This is a genomic window from Bartonella sp. CL162QHHD (assembly GCF_042195435.1).
Taxonomy (GTDB): domain Bacteria; phylum Pseudomonadota; class Alphaproteobacteria; order Rhizobiales; family Rhizobiaceae; genus Bartonella.
In genome coordinates this window covers 48,930-70,726 of record NZ_JBHIOG010000088.1, presented here as the reverse complement: position 1 = coordinate 70,726, position 21,797 = coordinate 48,930, and the positions used below count along the sequence as shown (strand labels likewise).

General features: G+C 38.1%; 22 protein-coding genes and 3 pseudogenes. 16 read left to right on the top strand and 9 right to left on the bottom strand.

Annotated elements, in window-relative coordinates; translation table 11 throughout:
* Window positions 1–186 precede the first annotated feature (186 nt).
* The 5 genes from ACFILD_RS09180 to ACFILD_RS09160 all read left to right on the top strand — a co-directional run bounded on the left by ACFILD_RS09180 (window position 187) and on the right by ACFILD_RS09160 (window position 2,885).
* Entirely contained in the window at window positions 187–618 is a 432-nt protein-coding gene (locus tag ACFILD_RS09180; RefSeq protein ID WP_375631017.1) for an AtpZ/AtpI family protein, read from the top strand.
* A 7-nt stretch (window positions 619–625) separates the two neighbouring features.
* Window positions 626–1,384 (top strand): F0F1 ATP synthase subunit A, encoded by a 759-nt coding sequence (locus ACFILD_RS09175; protein ID WP_375665194.1) that lies wholly within the window; start codon window positions 626–628, stop codon window positions 1,382–1,384.
* Between the two features lie 55 nt (window positions 1,385–1,439).
* Complete coding sequence (locus tag ACFILD_RS09170; protein WP_005773968.1) at window positions 1,440–1,670, top strand: F0F1 ATP synthase subunit C; 231 nt, start codon at window positions 1,440–1,442, stop codon at window positions 1,668–1,670.
* 142 nt (window positions 1,671–1,812) lie between these two features.
* Window positions 1,813–2,379 carry a F0F1 ATP synthase subunit B gene (locus ACFILD_RS09165; RefSeq protein WP_273790398.1) on the top strand — a complete coding sequence of 189 codons (567 nt, stop codon included), beginning with the start codon at window positions 1,813–1,815 and terminating at the stop codon, window positions 2,377–2,379.
* A gap of 11 nt (window positions 2,380–2,390) precedes the next feature.
* Window positions 2,391–2,885 (top strand): F0F1 ATP synthase subunit B, encoded by a 495-nt coding sequence (locus ACFILD_RS09160; RefSeq protein ID WP_273790399.1) that lies wholly within the window; start codon window positions 2,391–2,393, stop codon window positions 2,883–2,885.
* A gap of 123 nt (window positions 2,886–3,008) precedes the next feature.
* Here the strand turns inward: ACFILD_RS09160 and glyS are convergent, their stop codons facing one another.
* The 4 genes from glyS to ACFILD_RS09140 form a co-directional block, all read right to left on the bottom strand.
* Window positions 3,009–5,231 (bottom strand): glycine--tRNA ligase subunit beta, encoded by a 2,223-nt coding sequence (glyS, locus tag ACFILD_RS09155; RefSeq protein WP_273790400.1) that lies wholly within the window; start codon window positions 5,229–5,231, stop codon window positions 3,009–3,011.
* On the bottom strand, window positions 5,231–6,172 hold the full coding sequence (locus tag ACFILD_RS09150) for a glycine--tRNA ligase subunit alpha (protein WP_375606430.1): 942 nt from the start codon (window positions 6,170–6,172) through the stop codon (window positions 5,231–5,233). The genes glyS and ACFILD_RS09150 overlap by 1 nt, the downstream gene beginning before the upstream one ends.
* A 92-nt stretch (window positions 6,173–6,264) precedes the next feature.
* On the bottom strand, window positions 6,265–7,959 hold the full coding sequence (locus ACFILD_RS09145) for a tetratricopeptide repeat protein (RefSeq protein WP_273790402.1): 1,695 nt from the start codon (window positions 7,957–7,959) through the stop codon (window positions 6,265–6,267).
* A gap of 95 nt (window positions 7,960–8,054) precedes the next feature.
* Complete coding sequence (locus ACFILD_RS09140) at window positions 8,055–9,131, bottom strand: polyprenyl synthetase family protein (RefSeq protein ID WP_375631020.1); 1,077 nt, start codon at window positions 9,129–9,131, stop codon at window positions 8,055–8,057.
* Between the two features lie 179 nt (window positions 9,132–9,310).
* Here ACFILD_RS09140 and ACFILD_RS09135 point away from each other — a divergent pair, with 179 nt between their 5' ends.
* From ACFILD_RS09135 to ACFILD_RS09110, 6 genes and pseudogenes are all read left to right on the top strand, one after another.
* The gene (locus ACFILD_RS09135; RefSeq protein ID WP_375658102.1) at window positions 9,311–10,099 is read left to right on the top strand and encodes a tRNA1(Val) (adenine(37)-N6)-methyltransferase; all 789 of its coding nucleotides are present in this window, start codon (window positions 9,311–9,313) and stop codon (window positions 10,097–10,099) included.
* Window positions 10,100–10,290: 191 nt separating this feature from the next.
* On the top strand, window positions 10,291–11,139 hold the full coding sequence (locus tag ACFILD_RS09130) for a S49 family peptidase (protein WP_273790405.1): 849 nt from the start codon (window positions 10,291–10,293) through the stop codon (window positions 11,137–11,139).
* A 237-nt stretch (window positions 11,140–11,376) separates the two neighbouring features.
* Window positions 11,377–12,285, top strand: coding sequence for a 4-(cytidine 5'-diphospho)-2-C-methyl-D-erythritol kinase (locus ACFILD_RS09125; RefSeq protein WP_273790406.1), 909 nt, complete (start codon window positions 11,377–11,379; stop codon window positions 12,283–12,285).
* Window positions 12,286–12,449: 164 nt separating this feature from the next.
* Window positions 12,450–13,118 (top strand): ribonuclease HII, encoded by a 669-nt coding sequence (locus tag ACFILD_RS09120; protein WP_375663697.1) that lies wholly within the window; start codon window positions 12,450–12,452, stop codon window positions 13,116–13,118.
* Window positions 13,119–13,323: 205 nt separating this feature from the next.
* Window positions 13,324–13,604: pseudogene (locus tag ACFILD_RS09115) on the top strand (type II toxin-antitoxin system RelE/ParE family toxin).
* Between the two features lie 18 nt (window positions 13,605–13,622).
* The gene (locus tag ACFILD_RS09110; RefSeq protein WP_273790446.1) at window positions 13,623–13,922 is read left to right on the top strand and encodes a HigA family addiction module antitoxin; all 300 of its coding nucleotides are present in this window, start codon (window positions 13,623–13,625) and stop codon (window positions 13,920–13,922) included.
* A gap of 53 nt (window positions 13,923–13,975) precedes the next feature.
* Here the strand turns inward: ACFILD_RS09110 and ACFILD_RS09105 are convergent.
* From ACFILD_RS09105 to ACFILD_RS09095, 3 genes and pseudogenes are all read right to left on the bottom strand, one after another.
* Window positions 13,976–14,768: pseudogene (locus ACFILD_RS09105) on the bottom strand (phage integrase central domain-containing protein); the annotation flags it as partial.
* Window positions 14,720–15,124 carry a hypothetical protein gene (locus tag ACFILD_RS09100; RefSeq protein ID WP_375631051.1) on the bottom strand — a complete coding sequence of 135 codons (405 nt, stop codon included), beginning with the start codon at window positions 15,122–15,124 and terminating at the stop codon, window positions 14,720–14,722. The pseudogene ACFILD_RS09105 and the gene ACFILD_RS09100, both read right to left, overlap by 49 nt.
* Window positions 15,125–15,206: 82 nt before the next feature.
* Window positions 15,207–15,614 (bottom strand): DUF488 family protein, encoded by a 408-nt coding sequence (locus ACFILD_RS09095; protein WP_375631023.1) that lies wholly within the window; start codon window positions 15,612–15,614, stop codon window positions 15,207–15,209.
* Between the two features lie 146 nt (window positions 15,615–15,760).
* On the opposite strand from ACFILD_RS09095, the gene ACFILD_RS09090 reads away from it, so the two are divergent.
* The 4 genes from ACFILD_RS09090 to ACFILD_RS09075 all read left to right on the top strand — a co-directional run bounded on the left by ACFILD_RS09090 (window position 15,761) and on the right by ACFILD_RS09075 (window position 17,554).
* Entirely contained in the window at window positions 15,761–16,135 is a 375-nt protein-coding gene (locus tag ACFILD_RS09090; protein WP_375665159.1) for a hypothetical protein, read from the top strand.
* Window positions 16,136–16,246: 111 nt separating this feature from the next.
* Window positions 16,247–16,429, top strand: a complete 183-nt coding sequence (locus ACFILD_RS09085; RefSeq protein WP_273790410.1) for a hypothetical protein — start codon at window positions 16,247–16,249, stop codon at window positions 16,427–16,429.
* Window positions 16,430–16,699: 270 nt separating this feature from the next.
* Window positions 16,700–17,014: a hypothetical protein gene (locus tag ACFILD_RS09080; RefSeq protein WP_375631025.1), complete on the top strand. Its 315-nt coding sequence runs from the start codon at window positions 16,700–16,702 to the stop codon at window positions 17,012–17,014.
* Between the two features lie 135 nt (window positions 17,015–17,149).
* Window positions 17,150–17,554, top strand: a complete 405-nt coding sequence (locus ACFILD_RS09075; RefSeq protein ID WP_375631026.1) for a hypothetical protein — start codon at window positions 17,150–17,152, stop codon at window positions 17,552–17,554.
* A gap of 100 nt (window positions 17,555–17,654) precedes the next feature.
* Here the strand turns inward: ACFILD_RS09075 and ACFILD_RS09070 are convergent, their stop codons facing one another.
* Window positions 17,655–17,855 carry an AlpA family transcriptional regulator gene (locus ACFILD_RS09070; protein ID WP_004860538.1) on the bottom strand — a complete coding sequence of 67 codons (201 nt, stop codon included), beginning with the start codon at window positions 17,853–17,855 and terminating at the stop codon, window positions 17,655–17,657.
* Window positions 17,856–18,076: 221 nt separating this feature from the next.
* Window positions 18,077–19,244 (bottom strand): annotated as a pseudogene (locus ACFILD_RS09065) (tyrosine-type recombinase/integrase).
* Window positions 19,245–19,928: 684 nt separating this feature from the next.
* Between ACFILD_RS09065 and ACFILD_RS09060 the strand changes: the two are divergent.
* Window positions 19,929–21,707: an outer membrane beta-barrel protein gene (locus ACFILD_RS09060; protein ID WP_375665157.1), complete on the top strand. Its 1,779-nt coding sequence runs from the start codon at window positions 19,929–19,931 to the stop codon at window positions 21,705–21,707.
* Window positions 21,708–21,797 lie beyond the last annotated feature (90 nt).

The window sequence follows — 21,797 nt, the reverse complement described above, 5'->3', positions numbered from 1 at the left end:
AGGTGCTCAGAATATCTTTTTAAGAAAGCATGTAAATTGAAAAATACGTTATTTCTGCAATAAAATTTATACGATAACTTGTGATAGATTTCTTTTAGTATCTTGACGAATAAATTCGGGAACAATATGATACACACGGTTTTATGAAATGTATTCTTACGTTGCTTTTTAATTAAGGAGCCAATGATGGCGATGGGCGAGAAACCCGTTATGAGCCGTAAGGAGGCTGAAGAGGAAAAGCAAGGAGAGTGTCTTCATTCAGAGGATTTGGAATGTCGTAGTAGGAATTTAAGCGTAGCTTTAGTGCGCAAGCAAGCATTAAAGAAGCGGGAGCATAAGAATAAGCGGGAAAAATCACAAGGAAGGATGGCAGGCGCAATTAAGCTTTCCAGTGAGTTTCTGGCAAGTGTTATAGTTGGTATTGTTTTGGGGTTGGGGTTTGATAAGTTAGCAGGTTCATGGCCTTGGGGATTAGTATTTTTTCTCTTCTTTGGGTTTGCTGCTGGTGTATTGAGTATTCTTCGGTCTGTGGGGTATGTTTCCTCCAGTCAATTAGGAAAAAAAGGCGCATTGCGCCAAAAACAAGATAAAGGGGCCAATGAGAGGTCCGATAAATGAGGTTGAAGTGACAACGCACGCTCCAGATCCTATTCATCAGTTTGAGGTTTCAAGGCTGATTAAGATTTCCATAGGAAATATGGATTTATCGTTTACAAATGTATCATTGTTTACAGTCCTTACGGTTGTTGTAACTTCTATTTTTCTCTTCATTTCGTCATCGAGTCGTGGATTGGTTCCAACGCGGATGCAGTCTCTTTCGGAAATGGCATATGAATTTGTAGCATCGACTCTGCGGGAATCATCTGGTGTGCAGGGGATGCAGTTTTTTCCTTTAGTTTTTTCTCTGTTTACTTTTATTTTAGTTGCTAACTTTATTGGTCTCTTTCCTTATTTTTATACGATTACATCTCAAATCATGATCACGTTTTCGTTAGCAATGGTGGTGATTTTGACGGTGATTGGTTATGGCTTTTATAAGCATGGGGTCAGTTTTTTGAAACTGTTCGTTCCCAGTGGAGTTCCTGTTGTGGTTTTGCCTCTGGTGACAATGATTGAGGTTATTTCTTTTCTCTCCCGTCCAATTAGTCTTTCTCTTCGTCTTTTTGCGAATATGCTTGCTGGTCATATTACGCTTAAAGTGTTTTCTGGGTTTGTTGTTTCAATGATTGGGGTAGGACTCGTAGGTGTGGGTGGTTCGGTTTTACCGCTTATTATGACTGTAGCAATTACTGCACTTGAGTTTTTGGTCGCATTCCTTCAGGCTTACGTCTTTACGGTTTTAACTTGTATGTATCTTAATGATGCAATTCATCCAGGACATTAATAAAACTGGCGGTTATTCCGTCGAATAATGCAATTTCGCTTTAAAGGAGAATAACATGGAAATGGTGCTTGCAGCAAAATATATTGGCGCTGGTCTTGCTTGCTTTGGTATGGCTGGAACAGCTTTAGGACTTGGTAATATTTTTGGTAGCTATCTTTCTGGTGCATTACGAAATCCATCAGCAGCAGATAGTCAGTTTGGACGTCTCGTCTTTGGTTTTGCTGTAACAGAAGCTTTGGGAATTTTTTCATTGCTCATTGCTTTATTACTTCTTTTTGGGGTTTGATCATCATCAAAAGGGTATATCTGTTCTTGCATGAGGAAAGATTTACCCTTTTAGCTCTTAACCAGAGAGATGCCAGAGAGATGTCAGTCAGTTATCATCGGTTATAGAGGGCTTTAATAAGCTATTTAAAGGATGAAAGAAGATGTTTGTTTCAAGCGCTTATGCACAGAACACTGAAACGTCGATAGAACATATTAAAAAGGTGGCAGAGCATGCAAATCGTGTGTTTCCGCCTTTTGATTTTGTGCATTTTGGTTCGCATTTTTTCTGGTTGGCAATTTCTTTCGGTCTTTTTTATCTTTTTATCTCTCGTGTAATTGTACCACGTATTGGTGGTGTTATTGAAACACGGCGAGATCGAATCGCATCTGATTTAGATCAGGCAATGCGCATGAAGCAGGAAGCAGACATTGTCGTTGAAACTTATGAGCGGAAATTAGCAGAAGCGCGTTTGAATGCGCAGGCTATAGCGCAGGTAGCTAGTGAAGAATTAAAAGAAAAGGCAGAGCTTGAACGGAAAGAAATTGAAGAGAGTTTAGAGAAAAAACTCGCAGATGCTGAAAAACAGATAGCAAAAATTCGGGATAAAGCGATGCAAAATGTTGGTTCTATCGCTGAAGAAGTAGCTCTTGAAATTGTGAAAAAATTGATTGACGTTGATATTAGCAAAGAGGCTGTTCGTTCAGTTGTTAAAACTGCGGATTATTGAGGAAGACAAAGATGACTGATACTTTTTGGGCATTTGTTGGGTTAGTTCTTTTTTTGGCTCTTTTAGTCTATTTCCAAATTCCACAAAGGGTTATACACCATCTTGATGCGCGTGCAAAGCGTATCAAAGATGAACTGGATGAGGCTCTGCGTCTTCGTGAAGAGGCACAGGAAATATTAGCTGAATATCAACGCAAACATGCAGAAGCAGAAAAAGATGCGCAAGAAATTGTTGCAGCAGCAAAGCATGAAGTTGAATCTATTATTGCTGAGGCCCGTGCAAAAGCAGAAGAATATGTAAAGAACCGTAATAAATTGGCAGAACAAAAAATCGCTCAAGCAGAAGCGGATGCAATACGCATGGTTTCTTCATCGGCTATTGATTTGGCAATTTCTACAGCACGTACCCTTATTGCAAGGGAAATAGATTCTAACAAGGCAGATGAACTTATTAAAGAGTCTCTTGAGAAAGAATCGTTTATCAAAATGAAAACATATCTTAATTAATGATATTTGAGAGATAAAGAACACTCTCTTTGGTTGCATAATTTTCTCAGTATTAATTAATAAAAGTCATAAAAAAGAAAAATTTATCTTCATTGTTTTTACCAGTTAATAGGCTCTTTGATTTCAAATGACAAGTTTTGAGAAGTCTGCAACCGATTGTGTAACAATGTGAGTGCGTTTGAGAAGAGCAAGACGGTTAGCACGAACATCAGGTTTTTTATCATTCACCAATACGTTTTCAAAAAATATATCAATCAATTTTCCAAGTGGCGCTAGCACACTGAGTGCAAATGATAAATTTGTTGCATTGATGGGAGCAAGAACCTTTCTTTCTACTTCACAGATTGCATGATAGAGCTGCTTTTCTTCTTTCTCGATAAAGAGCTCAGGATTAATTTCATTCGCTATTGTTGTGCTTTTTTGAAATTCATTTTCAAGAATATTGGCAGTACGTTTTACAGAGGCTACAAAGTTCATTCCATCATGGGTATTGATAAAAGCGATAAGCGATTCGACACGACGTGCAACCAATAAAAAATCATCAGAATCTTTATTTAAAACGGCTTCAAGGGCATCGTAACGAGCGCCTTCCTCTTTTAGATAGATTTTCAAACGGTCATGAAAAAAGAATAACAGATCTGATAAAATATATTCTGTTTTTTCTGGAAGCAGATTCTGCAATTGTGAATTTTCTCTTTGAGAGATTTCATGTTTGTTTTTTTGTTGTAAGAAAAGATTCGTTGCTAACTGAAACAGTGGCATAAGATTGATTTTCCAATCTCGCGAAAGTACAAGCCTAATAATTCCCAATGCTGCTCGTCTTAACGCATAGGGATCTTTTGAGCCCGTTGGTTTTTCATTAATGAGCCAAAAGCCAACGAGCATGTCAATTTTGTCGGCGAGCATAACGGTTATAGCAAGTGGTTCTTGTGGAAGACGATCTGTTGGACCTTGAGGTTTATAATGGTCTTCGATTGCTACAGCTACGCGAGGATTTTCCCCTTGAAGAAGGGCGTATTTTTTCCCCATAACACCTTGTAGTTCAGGAAATTCTCCGACAATTTCTGTTTGCAAATCAGCTTTTGCAAGGATGGCTGCACGTTTTGCTAAAAGAGGATCTGTTTGTATCAAAGGGGCAATTTCTTGTGCGAGTGTAGCAATGCGTTCTACCCTTGCACCTTGCGTACCCAATTTAGCATGAAAAGTTACATTCAAATGATCAAGTCGCGCCATTCTTTGATCGAGAGGTTTTTTTATATCAAGTTCAAATTTTTTTATAGAAGATTCCAATTGTTGAAGATCAGGCAAATCACGCTGATCAGTTTGCCAAAAATGAAGTGCATCGGAAAGACGGGCACGGACAACCTTACTATTTCCTTTCGAAATTTCTTTGCCTTCATCATTTGCAAGAATATTAGAAACGAGAATAAAATGATGAGAAAGTTTTACGTTTTCTCCTTGTTTACGGGTGACAAAACATTTTTGATTGGCTCGAATGGTCAAGCGAATAATTTCTGGAGGAATATCAAGGAATGATTTTTCAAAATCACCCATCAGGATAACAGGCCATTCAACAAGACCAGCAACTTCTTCTAGGAGAGGATTATCTTGAACCAGTTCTAAACCGTTTGCAAAGCAGAGATTTTGGGCATCAGCTAAAATAATATTCTTTCGTCTCTCGGCATCCAGAATGACTTTATGAGTTTCAAGTTGAGTAACATAATCATCAAAGCGGCGCACTTGAAATGGCTTTCCATCACTTAAGAAACGATGACCATAAGTTAAATTATTGCTTTTAAGAGAACCAATTGTAAATGGAATAACATGTGTTTCACCAATTTCTGGTCCGAAAATACAAAGAATGTTTTGTAAAGGTCGAATCCACTTCAAAGTACCACTTTGTGCTGAATCTTTTCCCCAACGCATAGATTTCGGCCACGGAAAGTTGCGGATAATATCCGGTAAAATATCGGCAATAATTTCTTCTGCTGCTCGACCTTTTTTAACAATTTTAGCAATATAAAAATGACCTTTTTTATCATCATGTCCAATATGCGCTTCAGAAATATCGTTTAATCCTGTTGCACGTAGAAAACCATCAATTACATGCTGTGGTGATTTTATACTGGGACCTTTGCGTTCTTCATGGATATCTTTTGAGCGTGTGGAAAGTCCGCGTATGTCCAATGTTAGCCGACGAGGTGTCCAATATTCACGAGCAGCTTCATAGATCAATCCAGCATTCACAAGTTGATCTGTAACAGATTTTTTAAGATCAGCAGCAGCTTTTCGTTGCATACGTGCGGGGATTTCTTCACTGAAAAGTTCAAGAAGAAGATCAGACATTAGGCTTCTCCAGTGTATATTTGTCCAGCTTCTGTGAGTAAGAAGGCTTCCCCACAACGGCGCGCGAGATTACGAACGCGAAGAATGTAATTTTGTCGTTCGGTTACAGAAATAACGCCACGTGCTTGCAAAAGGTTAAAGATATGGCTCGCTTTAATACATTGATCATAGGCAGGAAAAACACAGCGATGGAATACATTTTCTTTATTTGGTTTTCCAGCATCAAGAAGTGCGCTGCATTCGCGTTCTGCATCGATAAAGTGCTGATGGAGCAGTTTTGTATCAGCAAATTCAAAATTATAATATGAGTATTCTTGTTCTGCCTGTAAAAAAATATCTCTATAACTTATTTTGTTTTCTCCCTCCAAACCATTAAAGTTAAGGTCATAGACGTTATCAACCCCTTGGATATACATCGCTAGACGCTCAAGACCGTATGTGAGTTCCCCTGAAACTGGAGCGCATTCAATGCCGCACACTTGTTGAAAATAAGTAAATTGAGAGACTTCCATTCCATCGCACCAACATTCCCATCCGAGCCCCCAAGCACCAAGAGTGGGACTTTCCCAATCATCTTCAACAAAGCGAATATCATGCAGTTTTGTATCAAGCCCGATAGCTTGTAGCGACTTTATATAAAGTTCTTGTAGATTGAGCGGAGAGGGTTTGAGAAGCACTTGGAATTGATAATAGTGTTGTAAACGATTTGGATTCTTACCATATCGGCCATCTGTTGGACGTCGAGAGGGTTGGACATAAGCAACTTTCCAAGGGCGTGGACCTAGAGAGCGTAATGTTGTTGCTGGATGAAAAGTCCCAGCTCCGACTTCCATATCGTAAGGTTGCAAAATTGCACATCCATAGTGTGCCCAATAATTTTGCAAAGTTAAGATTAGTCCCTGAAAAGAACGTTTGGGGTTAAGATGTTCAGGCAGTTTCACGCTTTATACTCTTTATATTGGACTAAACAAAAAACCAAAGTAATTTTAGTTTCTCTATTTATTATTTCATGTGGTTTATGGTTAAGCATCATTTATTGCAAACCAAATTTCAACTTTTCTTGAATTTGTTCAGAATTTTCTGGTTTTCCGTCAATTGCGTGGTTCCATTGAAAGATTGCTTCACGTTTACGTCCAACTTTCCAATAGGCATCCCCTAAATGATCATTCAGTGTTGGGTCCTCAGGTTGTAATCTGACAGCATTTTCTAATATTTGCACTGCTTTATTATATTCTTTTAGTTTATAATAAGCCCATCCTAAAGAATCGAGAATATGACTGTTGTGAGCTTGCAAAGCAGAAGCTTTTTGCAGCATACGGAGCGATTCTTCAAGCTTCTCACCACGTTCCACAAGGGAATAGGCTAAATAATTAAGAACTTGCGGTTGGTTTGGGAAAAATTCAAGTGATTTTCGCAAGTCAATTTCTGCTTTTGGCCATTGCTTTAAACGTTCAAAAGCAATACCACGTTGATAAAAGAGTTTCCAATCGTCCTGCTGAAAGTTTTTTATCTTTGTAATAGCGTAGTCTAGAGTTTTAATGGCCTCAAGAAATTTATTGTCCTGCATATAAAAAGCAACGAGCGTTATCAAAATATTACGATCATTGGGAAATTTTTTATTTAACAATGTGAGTAATTTTATTGCTTCTTTGTAATTGTTGTTATTGGCAAGAAGGAATGCAAGATGAAGTTGTCCATCTTTATAATAAGGAGATTTAGGGGATAAAGCGCGATAAAGTTTAATTGCTTGATGTGGATCGTTCAATTTAGCAGAAATGTGTGCGAGCTGAAACAGTGTTGCGTCATTTTGAGGGTATAATGCGAAAGATAATTGCTTAAAAATACGTGCAATTCGCCCTGAGTTTTTGTAGTTGAGGGCTGTTCCAAAATTATATAATACCTCGGCTGCTCCTTGTTGAGGTGTTTTAATAACTCTCTCTAAGAAAGCATTTTTTTCAATTTTTTCTCGAAAGTTTTTAAGGACTTCGCGACCTGACAACATTTGTTCGCCATGCTGGATTGTTTGAAGAGCTTGGTTGCGCATACTATGGCGCAATTGGAATGAGGCATAGGCTATGATAATACGCTCATAAGTATTAGGAGCGATAAGAGTTCCCTGTTTGTTACTCAGTGCTTTAATGAAATATTTTTTTGCATCCTTTGGCCGTTCTGCAAGGTCGCTCATAAGTGCTAGATGATAAGATATAAAAAGGTCATACCAGACAGGACCTTTGAGTTTCTTAAGATCAGCGATTGCTTGAGATTTTTGTCCAGATCCAAATGTAATCCAAGCGCCGATGAGTTCAGGTATTGGATTATTGGACGTAGGAAGTTCTTTTAATTGGAGAAGAGTCTTGGCATTCTTATAGTCTTTTTTGATGAGACTTTCTACTGACAAAGTTAAGGAAACAAAGGGAGTTATAACATCGTTCTCTTTGAGTTTTTGGGCTTGTTGGACAGCTTCTTTAAAGTTTCCGACCGAGAGCATAGCTTCAAGGAGCTCTTTTTGTGTTTCAATGTTATCAGGTTGATAAACCAGTGCTTGTTTAAAATAATTGATAGCAAGTTCTGTTTTATTTTCATGATTTGCAACCCTTCCAGCTAAATAAGCACCTGTAAATGAGCTTGTATGAGTTGCTGCACTTATTTTACTGTAGGTGGGGGATGGCATCAGCATGATACCCACGATAAAAAGGGCAAAAAGTCGAGATACCGTTGCAGAGCACATGGAGCTAATCCTTTTCAAGATAATCAATTGATGGTGTTGTTTATAAATCATATCTCATTACTTTGTTGAGAAATACTGCGATTCTTGCAAAGAATTCAGTTTACGCGTGAAATACAAAATTCAACAGTCTCAACGAGAGCATTGTAAGCAAGATTTTCATTCATGGGAACAAGAGCATCAATTGCATATTTTCCATAGATGCGTGCTTGTTCTATTGTATCTGTGATACTATCATACTTTTCCATTAAGTGTTGCGCGTGTGCAAAGGATTCATCATTATTATTGCCATCTTCAAGCGCTTTTTTCCAGAAATCTTTTTCTACCATATTCCCACGCTCATATGCGAGAATAACAGGCATTGTGATTTTTCCTTCTCTAAAATCATCCCCTATATTTTTTCCTAAGTTTTGAGCACTACCGCTATAGTCAAGTGCATCATCAATTAATTGGAAAGCTAAACCTAAGGATGTTCCATATTCACGTAATGAAGAACGCTCTTTATTTCCATAGCCAGCAATAATGGGTCCTACTTCAGCGGCTGCTGAAAAAAGTGCTGCTGTTTTTGCATTGATGATTTTGAGATATTCTGAAGGGCTGGTTTTTATATTTTTTGCGGCAGAAAGTTGCATAACTTCTCCTTCAGCAATAATTGCAGCAGCGTTGGCTAGGACAGAGAGCGCTTCTATGGAACCGACATCGACCATCATTTTAAAGGCCTGGCCCAATAGGAAATCACCAACAAGTACACTTGCTTGATTCCCCCAAATCATCCGTGCTGTAGATTTTCCACGTCGTAAATTACTTTCGTCAATCACATCATCGTGTAGTAATGTTGCTGTATGCATAAATTCAACAGCTGTTGCGAGTTTTATATGCCCGTCACTTTGATAACCGAACATATGAGCAGAAGCGAGCGTAATCATTGGGCGTAATCGCTTTCCACCTGATGAAATAAGATGGTTAGAAATTTCAGGGATCATCTCAACCTCTGATTTTGCCATAGAGAGAATAAATTGATTTACGCAATCCATATCTTTTTGAGTAAGATTGACAAGAGATTGAAGAGAAATTTGATTATTTCTTATTTGTTTTAGTTTGATAGCTGCACTCAATGTGTTTACTCCTAGAGTATTGCAATGGACATATATAAAAATTACTTTATTCATTAGCATAAAGGGGGTTTGGTTTTTACTCAAGCTTTTGATGTCGTTTAAAAGTGTTAGCTTGGAATGTTATTGGCAAGAAATGTTCTTTAGCGAGTGTAATCTTATTGTTATGAAATAATAAAAAATTTAAAATAGCAGCTGAATGGCAAAAATGCAGTTTATAAAGATGAACATTAGGCTTTTAAATGAATAAAGCAGCGAATCAAATTGGTGAAACAATTGACAGTTTTCACCGCGGAAAATTTTATTTGGTTCAACCCCATAAATATGGTCATCGTTCTGGAATGGATGCGATGTTATTAGCTAGTTTGGTTCCAAGTGATTTAAAGGGCAAGGTTGTTGATTTAGGGGCAGGTGCTGGAGCTGCAGGGTTGGCTGTTGCTTCGCGTTGTCTGAAAGTTCATGTTACCTTAGTTGAACGTTCAGCTTTTATGGTATCTTACGCTCAAAAAACGCTTATGCTAAAACAAAATAAACAATTTGCTAGCCGAATTTGTTTGCTAGAAGCAGATGTTACCTTCAAAGGGAATGCCCGTATAAGAGCAGGTTTGATAGATAATAGCTTTGATTTTGCGATTATGAATCCACCTTTTAATAATCCCACCGATCGTAAGACACCTGATAAACAAAAATCTGAAGCACATGTTATGTCTGAAGCGATGTTTGATAACTGGTTGCGGAGTGCAGCAGCCATTGTTAAGCCAGGTGGATACTTAGGGCTCATTGCGCGTCCACAATCGCTGAAAGATATCTTGCGTGCTTTAGAAGGACGTTTTGGTGGTATTTGTATAATTCCTGTGCATGCACGTGCGAAAACAGCAGCAATTCGTCTTTTATTTTACGCAAAACGAGGAAGCAGAGCAGCTTTATCTGTTTTGCCGGCATTGATTATACATGAAGGTAATGACCATACTTTTTCATCACGGGTTGATGCAATTAATAATGGATATATAAGCTTGTGGGAACTTTTCTAATAGTATCTTGTGTTTTTTAGTTTATTATTTAGAGTCCAAACTTTGTTATTAGGGAGGTTTGACTTTGGGTGAAGTTATATTTCTGCTTGTAATGTGGGGATTGATTGGCGCTTTTGGATATTATCGCGTTCTTCCTTTTTGTTGTCCTTTCCTATTTAATTGTTCTTAATTTATAAGGAGATTTTGTTTTGATGGATTTTATTAAAAGTTTTATTCCACGCCGTTTTTCTTCCGATAAACTTGAAATTCCTGTGGTGCGCCTTCAAGGAGCAATTATGGATTCATCAGCGTCTATATCTCGTACTCTTTCCCTCAGTAGGTGTGCAAATCTTTTAGAGAAGGCTTTCGGACACAAAAAGTCACCGGCTGTTGCACTTATTATTAATTCTCCTGGTGGTTCACCTGTACAGTCGCGTTTTATCTTCAAGCGTATTCGTGATTTGGCAGAAGAAAAAAATAAAAAGGTTCTTGTGTTTATTGAAGATATTGCAGCATCCGGTGGTTATATGATTGCTTGTGCGGGGGATGAAATTTTTGCAGATCCTTCTTCAATTGTTGGTTCCATTGGAGTGGTTTCAGCTTCCTTTGGTTTTCCGGAACTTTTGAAAAAAATTGGTATCGAACGGCGTGTCTACACAGCAGGAAAGAACAAAGTTACATTAGATCCATTTCAGCCAGAAAAAAAGGCGGATATTGAGCATTTGAAATCTCTCCAACTTGAAGTGCATCAAACTTTTATCGATTTGGTTAAAGAACGGCGTGCTGAAAAATTATCAGATGATTCGAATCTCTTTACAGGAATGTTTTGGAGTGGAAAACAAAGCGTTGAGCTTGGTCTTGTTGATGGATTGAATGATGTACGTTCTGTTATTAAAGAGCGCTTTGGTAATGATGCAAAACTTCGACTTATTACGCCTCCAAAAAGTTTTTTAGGACCTAAAACGCCTTCAGGAGTGACGGCACATACGGTTTATACAGTCATTGATAGTGCATTGATGGCAGCAGAAGAGCGAGCACTTTGGCAGCGTTATGGTTTGTGATGGAAAGGATCATTCAAGCCAGAGAGATTTTTATCTAAAAACAGATGCTAGAAGAAAAAAGGCTTGAAATGATACGAATGAGAACATGTCGTTTGTTTTGTATGAGAACTCTTTATATTTATTGTTTTTTAGAAAACGATTAAGAATATTCCAAGCTGTTTATAGGGCTAGTGCTAAAAGTGTGGATAAAAGGGGGGAATTTGTAAAAGAACCCTATACAGGTTAATATTACGTCATATGATGCCAAATGTACAAGCTTCGTTCCAAAGACATTCCTATTTATTTACACCTATTAAATTGAATTTAGCTCTACATGTTGTGGGGCAACGTGCTGATGGGTATCATTTAATAGAAAGTTTGGTTTATTTTAGTCTTAGCGGTGATTGTCTACACTATGCACCTTGTGAAAATAATCAGTTTGTTTTGACGGGGCCGTTTGCAAAAGGACTTGTTTCTCATTTAGATAATTTGGTTATTCGCGCACGGGACTTTATGCATAAGACTTTTCCGGAATGTGCTCAACCTGCTTTTTTTCGGCTTGTAAAAACATTACCTGTTGCTTCAGGCATTGGTGGCGGCTCAGGTGATGCAGCTGGGGTTATCAGCATGTTGCGTCAACAGTGGAATCTTGATTGCCCTTACGAAGAATTAGCAAAAAAGAGCTTAGTTCTTGGTGCTGATGTTCCCATGTGCCTTTGTGCATTAGAATATCAGCAGCCGCTTTTGGTCAAAGGAATTGGTCAAGAGATGATACAAATAAAAGGAGCCTGTTCTCTTGCAATAGTATTGGTTAATCATGGACAAGAGATTTCAACACCAACTGTTTTTAAAGCGTTAGAGAAGCGTCATAATCCTTCTTTAAAAATTAATACAGACGCTTTAAAAAGTGTTGATTCATTGGTTAAAGCTTTACAAGAAACGCGTAATGATCTTTTTTCTCCTGCATTAAAAATAGCACCTCAGTTAGCTGAAGTGTTATCTATATTAGATGAATGTGGGGCTCTTTTTTCCCGTATGTCTGGAACGGGAGCAACTTGCTTTGGCATTTTTAAAAATAAACAAACGGCGCAACAAGCAGCTCTTTTTATCAAATCAATGCACCCAAATTGGTTTGTAAAACCTATCATGACTTTAGGAAATATTTGATAAATAAATATAAAAGCTTTTATTTCATCATGATTTTATTATACATAATGAAAGAGGGAACCAAAGAAATGTGTTTTTTATCTTTTGTGTAAGAGTTCGCAGAATATTTGAAGAGCCATTTAAAACTGTAATGCTTGCAAAAAATGATCAGGCTACAGAAATAGATGTATGTTTGTTGTATGTGTGATTTATCAAAGATGTTTAATTTGCCGCTTCAACCAAATTTTTCGTGCGAATTGGATTTGCAAAAACAGGGTTTTTTTCATATAGCAGGTGTTGATGAAGTAGGACGGGGGCCTCTCGCTGGACCTGTGGTAACAGCAGCCGTTATCTTGGATAGAGATCGTATTCCTAATGGGTTAAATGATTCAAAAAAACTTTCTTTTTTCCAACGAAATAGACTTTATCATGAAATTTTGCAAAGTGCATTAGCGGTTTCAGTCGCCAGTCTTTGTGCTCGTACAATTGATCAATCTAATATTAGAAAAGCAACTTTAGAAGCAATGCGTCGCTGTATTATAGGATTAGCCATTCCAGCCCACTATGTCCTTGTTGATGGGCGTGATATTCCTTCTGAGTTGTCTTGTCCTGCAATGGCGTTGATTAAGGGCGATCAGCGTTCAGTTTCAATTGCAGCCGCATCTATTATTGCGAAAGTAACGCGTGATCGGATGATGGAATGTGCAGGACAAGTTTATAAAGGGTATGGTTTAGAGAAGCATGTAGGTTATGCAACGCTAGCGCATCGTACAGCTCTTGATAAATATGGACCAGTTATAGGGTTACATCGTTATAGTTTTGCACCACTAAAAGAGTGTAAAAAAGGTAATTAAAATCAGTGACTTATTACAAGAGTAAGGGGTTTTATAATCATTGATTCTATTATGTTTTTTGAGTGTCTATCCCTAACCTTTTTGAAGCTTTTTTATCACTTATTCCTATCTATTTTTTCCAGATATAGAATCAGATATTTCTAACATGGGCTTAACTCTTATTTGTTATTAACCGTATAGCGATAATATACGACAAGGGGCGGTAATGGCAATTGTGAGTTTTAAACATAAGGGCTTAAAATTATTTTGTACAACAGGTTCCACAAAAGCTATTTGACCAGATCATGTAAAAAAATTCGCGTTATCTTAACGGTTTTAACAAGTGCTACTACGCTTGAAATATTGAGAGAGCCTGCCTTTAAAATGCACCATCTTAAAGGTGAACTTATAGAGTACTGTTCTATATGGGTGAATGGAAATTGGCGTGCTACTTTTCGCTTTATAGGAACAGATGTGGAGCTTGTTGATTATCAAGATTACCATTGAAGAAAGGAATGAAAAAAAATGATGCACAACCCCGCACATCCGGGTAAAGTTCTGAAAGTAGCTTTCTTAGAAGAAATGGGGATAACAATACAAAAATTAGCTGATCATGTCCATATGACAAGAGCTTCTTTATCAAGAGTGATTAACGGACATGCTTCTATAAGTACCGAGCTTGCTGTTAAATTAGAATTAGCTGGTTTTAGTAAAGCAAAATTTTGGTTGGATATGCAAACAAACTATAATTTATGGCAAACAATGCAACAGGCACAACCACCTATTTCTCCTCTGGTTTCTGATACATCTCAAACGCCGCTTTGATTTCGTTAATAATTTTGATAGCAATTTAGTTTGTTAAGCGGTGCTTTGTGAGGCTAACTTTTTTGGAGCTTTTTGATTGCTTCAAGGGAAAGTTTTTACGGTCTGCACTCTTTATATCAAGGGATGCCATTTTATCTTCGGTACAACCAAAAAGCGCTTTCATTTGTGAAACCGTAGCACCAGCATTGGCAGTATGTTTTGCTGCTAACTTTTGCAATCCGTGCGCTGATTTTTTAATACCCGCCGCATTACATGCTTCACGAAAGAGGTTGCCAAAACTTTCTTTGATAAGCTTATTTCCACCTTTACCACAAAAGAATGTTTCATCACCTATGGGAGCAATTTTAAGGGTTGCCTCTAGTTCTGGTAAAACAAGCCCGTATAAAGAAGAACGTTAATCCAGACGCGTTCATGTGTACCATGTGACCAACGGTGATAATATTTGTCTATGTCCTATTCTAGCCAAGGCAGTAATCCCTCGTTGTTAAGAGATTTTGGTGCTTTTATATTAAAGGCAGGATTTTTATTTAAAAGGGCATTATCAACCGCCCAATTAAAGAGACCGTTTAAAGAGGTCAAAAAATGTTTTGCTGCTGCGAGAGTATGTCGCCTTCTGTCTACGGCGTCAAGGATATGGTGTCTTTCTATACTTTTATATGCACGATCAGCAATATGTTTAGAAACATTATTCAGAATTCGATATTTAACTTTTTTAGTAGATTCTGATTGATTATGCCATTGCATGCTTTGTAAATACTGATGCAATAACCAATTGAAAGAGCCTTTTGTAAGTCTGGTTATTTTCTTGGAGATGCCATTTTGCACTTATTTAATAGCCAGTGTATATTTGCTCTGATGGAAATCAAAGGACTGTCATAAATTTTAGCATTTCTATAAATTTTAGCTTTTCCACTAATAAATGTAGCACCGGAAACTTGTGCATTGGCAAAAACACATGCGTTTTCATAAATATCAGAAATGTTATCAATATAAGCATCACCAAAAACCTTGGCATAACCATAGACTTTTGCATCATCACCTACCCAGCAATTACCATCATGACTTAGGTTGTCTTTTTTTGTATAAAGCCCGCCAAGATCACCTGCTTTAACAGCATCAAAATCCCTTAAAGCACGAATTCGGTGAAGAGTTTTTCCATCAACCTCAGTTATTTCATCAGTCAGTTCATATTTATTTTCCATGGTTTATTTCCTTGATTTGCGTACAATCCACCCGTAGCGTGAATCATGCATTATTTAAAAGTTGTTAGGAATGGGGAGAGGGCTAGAGGTTGTAAATGCCCCCCATATGTAAAAAGTTTGTAAGTTTATTTTTTAAAATGTGCTTAATTTCATATTTCCAATCAGACAATTGAGTGAGAGCTAATGCGAGTTGTCCTCTATGACACATGTATACATTGGCTTCAAAACAGGTGATTGCAACGCGCTTTTTTAAAAAAATTTGATATAATTTGTTTATTGCACAAGAATTATTCTTGAGAGTTGTATTTTGATAATCTTCAAAAAGGCGGTCATAATCTTTTTGTGTTTTCAAATTTCTTCGTTTTTCAGAAGCAATTCCAAGTTCAGGCATATGCATATATTCAATATCAATGTTGCTTACAGCTTTCTCTAATTGTCTTTTCGAAAATCCGAGGTTTCTACTTATTGAATTTTTACGAACATCACACAAAAGTTTAATATTATTTTTGATCAGTTGATTGAGATAGTCCTCAGAGGATTTTCTTTCATAGCCAATGGTAAAAAAATAAAGCTCTCATCTTTAGCAGGCTGTATGATGATATTTTTGATGTTACACACATTTAATTTCCTTAGTAAATGGGTGGGGGCTCTATGAGCGCCTCTTTCCAAAAGGATAAATCCTCTAGTGATTATCATAGTGTTGTGGAACAATCAGGCATCAAAGCGGGTGATGGCGGCTTTAAGATCAACGTTAAAGATAAAACAACGCTGACCGGAGGCATCATTGCCAGCACCGCGCCGGCAGATAAAAACAGCCTGACCACAGGAAGCATTAGTACCAGTGATATCAGCAACAGTGCGCATGCTCAAGCTAGCAGCCAAGGGTTTAGCATTTCTGGGAATGACACGATAAAAAACATTGCCAAAAATGCTTTAAGTCACGGCAAAGCCCATAATGGAGCGGAAGGATATACAAATCCGCTATCAGCGGTGCACCATCATCCTCACTGATACAACTGGACAGAGGGCGATGGGGCAAGATGCTGGACAAATCATTGGCTCTCTCTCTCAACCACAACACCGCAGCAGTCCACCAGGGCTGTCGCACCGATAGATGCCATATTGCTTGAGGGCATCGTTCATAATCGCTTAGACATGATCAATGATTTATCGGATGAAGGTCTTGGATACTGGGACAAAGTGCGCGAAATGACAAATGTCAAAGAGCATCCAGTAGGTGAGGTTGAGCATGATGAAAATGGCAATGTCCTCTATTTAACTGATGAAAATGGAGAACCTATATAAAGACAGTGATGGAGAATATATTACTCTGTATCACTTTTTAAAAGCTGAAGATGAGCAGCCAGCATTTACAAGTTGGTTCTGATGGCAACAGGCGTATGTTCTAAAATGGCATTTTTAACACATCCGATGATGCTGCGTGTTATGCTGTCCAATTTGCTGACAATGATCATGGTCCCCTTTATTTTACATACTTCCCACAAGCTAAAGACTGGGAAGTGGAAATAGGGATAGCGATTTTTCAGAAGCTTCTGGAAAGTAAACTTTTTTTGATTGACCAATTCAACCAAGAAATTTCAGGATACAATGTATCTTTATGGCAATACAGGATTGCATATTGATGCCCATAGTTGTGGCAGTTTGACAGGCTTTAATATGCTGAATTCTTTCAAACAAGAAGGTATGCACGGGATAGCCGACAACACGAATATCAATTTCTATAGACCAGCCTTTAATGTTTTAGTTGCATCTGGTCTGTTAGGTTATGTGAGTGATGGCAAACAAACTACTATTGGCTTTGATGGGAATAGATATGACTTTGTAAGCAGAATTATTGGTGTATACCTACGAGACAATACCTGCTGGTAGTAACGTTTGGAAAGAATGATTGAGAGTGGCTACAAATCCCATAAGTTCCCATACCTGTCTTGGAGATGCGGGCCAAGCATGTCGGTATATTTACGGCTCATCCAATCGAGTACAAGTCCTTTTAAGGAGGAACAAATGAAACAAACTCTAAAATTATTAAGCGCTGTAACTTTGTTCAGTATAGCCGGATGTCAATTTAACAAACCTCCTCTAGGAGAGGTGACAGCGTGGAAGAAACTAGGAGCAGATTTTACAGAGGTAGGAAAAGCCTTGTTAGAATGTGGAATGCCAACACCTTATTATACCGATCCAGAAAGCAGAAAGCTAAGTAACAATGCATGGGCAACAATTCATGCGTGTATGGTTCAATCAAGTTTCCATTATGAAAATGAACATGAGGGAGGATGGTGTTATACTTTTAGAGACGAAAACCTTCCCATTTGTCGTCCAGGCACTGTCATACCACAGCGAAGTGTCAAGAAGCGCTTAAATAGCCCTTATTGTAAAAAGCATTCAGAACAACTTGAATGCAAACCTTAGGTCTTGCTTCAGCAGAGAAAGCCTTGAATTTACACCAAATAAAGCTCTAGGTTGATGAGCTTGAGAAAGCCTTGTCCGTCCTTACGTGACAAGGTTTTTTTTATGCCGCGTCGTTATAACGTTGCTGCTTTGCTTGCTCGATGACATTGATAAGATCTGATTGCAACCAACGCGATAAAAAACCAAATTTTAAAGGTTTTGGGAGAGAGCCATTGGTTACATGACGGCGGAATGTTGAAACACTCATATGAAGCAATTTTGCACTTTCACGGTCTGTTAAAAGAATATCATTTTCTGTCATAATAATTTCCTTTCACTATAAAAAAATGGTAACAAATCATAAGCATTTATTAACCATATTTTTGTTCATTTTTGAAGGTATTTTATTTATAGAAAACAATATTTTATCATATTTTTTCTGATGTGATAATTGATGTGATAAATTATGACTCTTATTGAGAAAGAATGAGAGACAAGAGAGTTAAAGTTATCCACAGATAATGGGGTTATTCACCCCATATCTTAAGATTGACCGGTGACATAAGCCGCCCATTTATCCATATAAACACGGCGCTGTTCTAGATAATCAGTACGACGATAGGCACGCTCTACTTGCCCTCCTACTGTATGACTTAGAATGGTTTCAGCGACCTCATAAGGGGCATTGGTTGTTTCTGCTAGCCAATCGCGTAAACTAGAGCGAAAACCATGGGGACAAGTTTCAATTTTATTTTTTCTCATATACGCTGCCATCATCGTATGTGAAAGAGGACCACGACCGGTAAGTGAAAAGATGAAATCACTTTTAGAGATACAGCGGGCTTGTTCAATTACTTTTATTGCTTCAGATGATAGGGGCACGCGAAACTCTGTTGTGGCATCATGCTTGCCTTTCATATTTTCAGCAGGGATTGTCCAGATATCATCTTCAATCTGATCTTCACGAATATGACGCAAAGGATTGCTACGAACCCCTGTAAGGATAAGCAGACGCAAAGCTAAATGTTTTATAGTTGTTGTTTTGCAGAGAAATTGGTAAAAAGCCGGCACATCTCTCCAATCCATTGCAGGTAAGTTTTTGATTTTATGGCGTTGTTTACCTAAGAGCGCGCGTGCTTTTTCTGTTACTTATAAATCAACATTCAATCCTAATGCAGCCGCATGTTTGAGACAAAGGTTGAGACGAATAAGAGCTCTATTAGCTGTTCCAGCTTTTGTATGCCAAATAGGGGCAAGAACATTGCGTATCTCTGTTTGTGTAATCTCAGAAACGGGAAGACAGCCTAGTTTAGGGAGAATATGAAGGCGTAATGGTAAAAACCAATCCTCATCTTTACCATCATTTTTTAATTCAGCTTTACGACTTTCAAAAGCATCCAACGCGATATCTTTTAAATAATGGAGATTACTTATTGCCTCACGCTTTTGTTTTTCACGTTCTTTAATAGGGGCACGCCCTTCACGAAGAACAGAACGCCACCCAGTTGCCAATTCACGAGCTTGTTTTAAAGAAACATCTCGCAACGCTCCCAAGCCCATTTCACGACGCCGACCATGAATGGTACAACGGTAAATCCATTGAGCACCTCCATCTTTACGCTTATGAAGTAACAAGCCGGCACCATCATTATATTTACCAGCTCGTGGGTGTTGCGACAGTCCTTGCATTAAGACGGTTCATAAGAGCCATTTTTAGTCCTTTCTTCTATAGTTTTTACCCATACGCCAGCCCCGCTTGTGATGTGCAAGCAAGCGGTTTTGATTGATTCAAGATAAACAGATTTAAAATGAGAGAATCCTACAGTATTAGTTTTTTCATTCAATATGAAAACAAAAAGTTATCCTTATAAATCAATGTGATGTAGCAGGATGAAGATGTTTATGCAAAGAATCTAAAAGTTTTTTTGCGAGTGTTTGAATAAGTCCTTTGTTTTTCTGAATTTTAGATACAAAATACTATTGCTAAAGTACTAAAAGTAGATCATGCTGGTAAATAGATGAGACTTTGATGATGGCGCTTGGTTTTAAAAAAGGCAATATTTGATTTCACTGTTTGCGCTGGCATTGATTTTGCAATAACAGATAATAGTTTATTGTATGCAGAATACTGTTATTTAGATTTTGATAAAAAGAAATTTATAAAGAATATTATCATTAACAGTTATGCGAAACTTTAATGAAAATGAATCCAACTTTAATACACATAATTTTAGTGTGATTTAGTTTACAAATGCTCATTGAATGCAAAATTAAAAGTTTAAGAAGCCTTATTTTCAAAAATTCTTTATTTTTTTGTGAGTGTGTCATTTTTGCTACAGATCTTTCAAAAAAGATGCTCTATATACATTTCATTTTGGATATTTGGAGAGATTTTATGAATACGAAACGTTTAATAACAGCGTCTATTTTTTCTTTAATTTCAGCGTCTACAGCACTAGCTGCTGATGTTATAATTCCTCATCAGCCAGCATCATCGACTTCTTCTACCATTATCGCGCCTACTTTTTCATGGACAGGTCTTTATTTAGGTGTTCAAGCGGGTGGTTTTTCGAGCAAAGCTGATATGGCTCTTGTTGGTCAAGAAAATAGTTTACCACTGGATAAAGAGTTCTCTCCTAAACTTTCAGGTTTTGCAGGTGGTTTTTATGCAGGTTCTAATATTGATCTCGGTGACAACTTTATTTTTGGCATCGATACGGATTTAATGATATCTGGAAAAAAACACACAAAGACCATTACCATAGGTGCAGCTGATAACACTACAGTAGAAAATGCAGTCGTAAGATCTCGCAGATCCGCAGAAGGTGTAACCACAACAGGAGTGTCACCAGTAGCAGGGCCCCTAACGTCAAATACACCAATACAATCAACTGTCCAAGCGCAATCTACGCGGGAAAATTTAAGTCAACAACCAAATCCAGGCGTAAGCCAATCAGGGAAAACAGCAACAACTGGCAATCCTAATTCTACAACAGTACAAGAAACAGTGAAAGTGGAAGGAAAAACATTAGGAGTTTCAAACCCAACATCAGCATCGTTAGCTGGACAACGAGGGCCCTCTAAGCCAGTGACAAAACCACAAACAGGCGCAGAAACAGCAACAATTTCTACATCTAGACAACCCTCCTCCAGCACAGAGACAGGAACACTGGTCCAGTCAGGGCTTTCGTTAGGAAGATCAGATACAGGAGAACAATTATTAAGAGTTGAGACAAAAAGAGCAGATGCGCCTGCAAAATCTGCAGAAACAACATCTATATTAGCCGGATCTTCACAAGTACAATCCATCTCAGCTACACCAGCAGTACAGTCAGCGGTGGCGGTACCTGCAAAATCAGTTGTAACAAAACTAACATTCTCTACCCCATCAACGGGAACAGAAGCAAGTCAGCCAGCGGTAAAAGCACTTGCATCGGAACAAGCATCATTAAAAGAAAGAACAGTACCGAGTTCATCACTTGTCCTCGCGAGATCAGGGTCATCCTCTGAATCAGCAAAAGCTTCTAATGGAACAAGCGGAGCCCAACAGGGAGGTCATCATAGTACTCATCATGGTAGCGGAAATGCTAATCCGCATGGTGCACCTCATGCAGCTGGGCATGGCTCTGGCGCTCATGCGCATGGTGCTAATCCACATGCTTCTAGTTCTCATGGTGGACGGAATATGGCTGGACACGGTGCACAAAGTACACAAGTGGTGGATAAGAACGATTCCAGTGTGTATGGTATAGAACAAATAAAAAAGATGGCTTCTGAACTTGGTCTTGATCAAGAGTATGAAGTTGAAACGTTAAGTCATACTTTCAAACAAAATTGGGGTGGTGCTACACGGGTACGTATTGGTTTTGCTGCTGATCGCTTTATGCCTTATCTTGCTGGTGGTATTGCTTATGGGCAATTCCAAGACACTGTATCAATATCCGTTAAGGATGAGGATGGAAGAGTCGTTTCTTCTAAGAACTTAGCTGATGAAACAAAAACCATGATTGGTTACACACTTGGTGGTGGCGTTGATTTCTCGCTTCTGGATAATGTGATTGTACGTGCAGAATATCGTTACTCTGATTTTGGTAAAAAGAAATTTGCAAAGGAAAAACTTGAAGTTAACTACAAAACCAATGATTTCCGTGTTGGTGTAGCTTATAAATTCTAATTTTTTAAAGAGTAAATTTCTAAGAGGCTCCACTGTCAGTGGAGCCTTTATTTTTTAAAAGATCACTTTTTGGTTTCTTTTCTTGTGAAT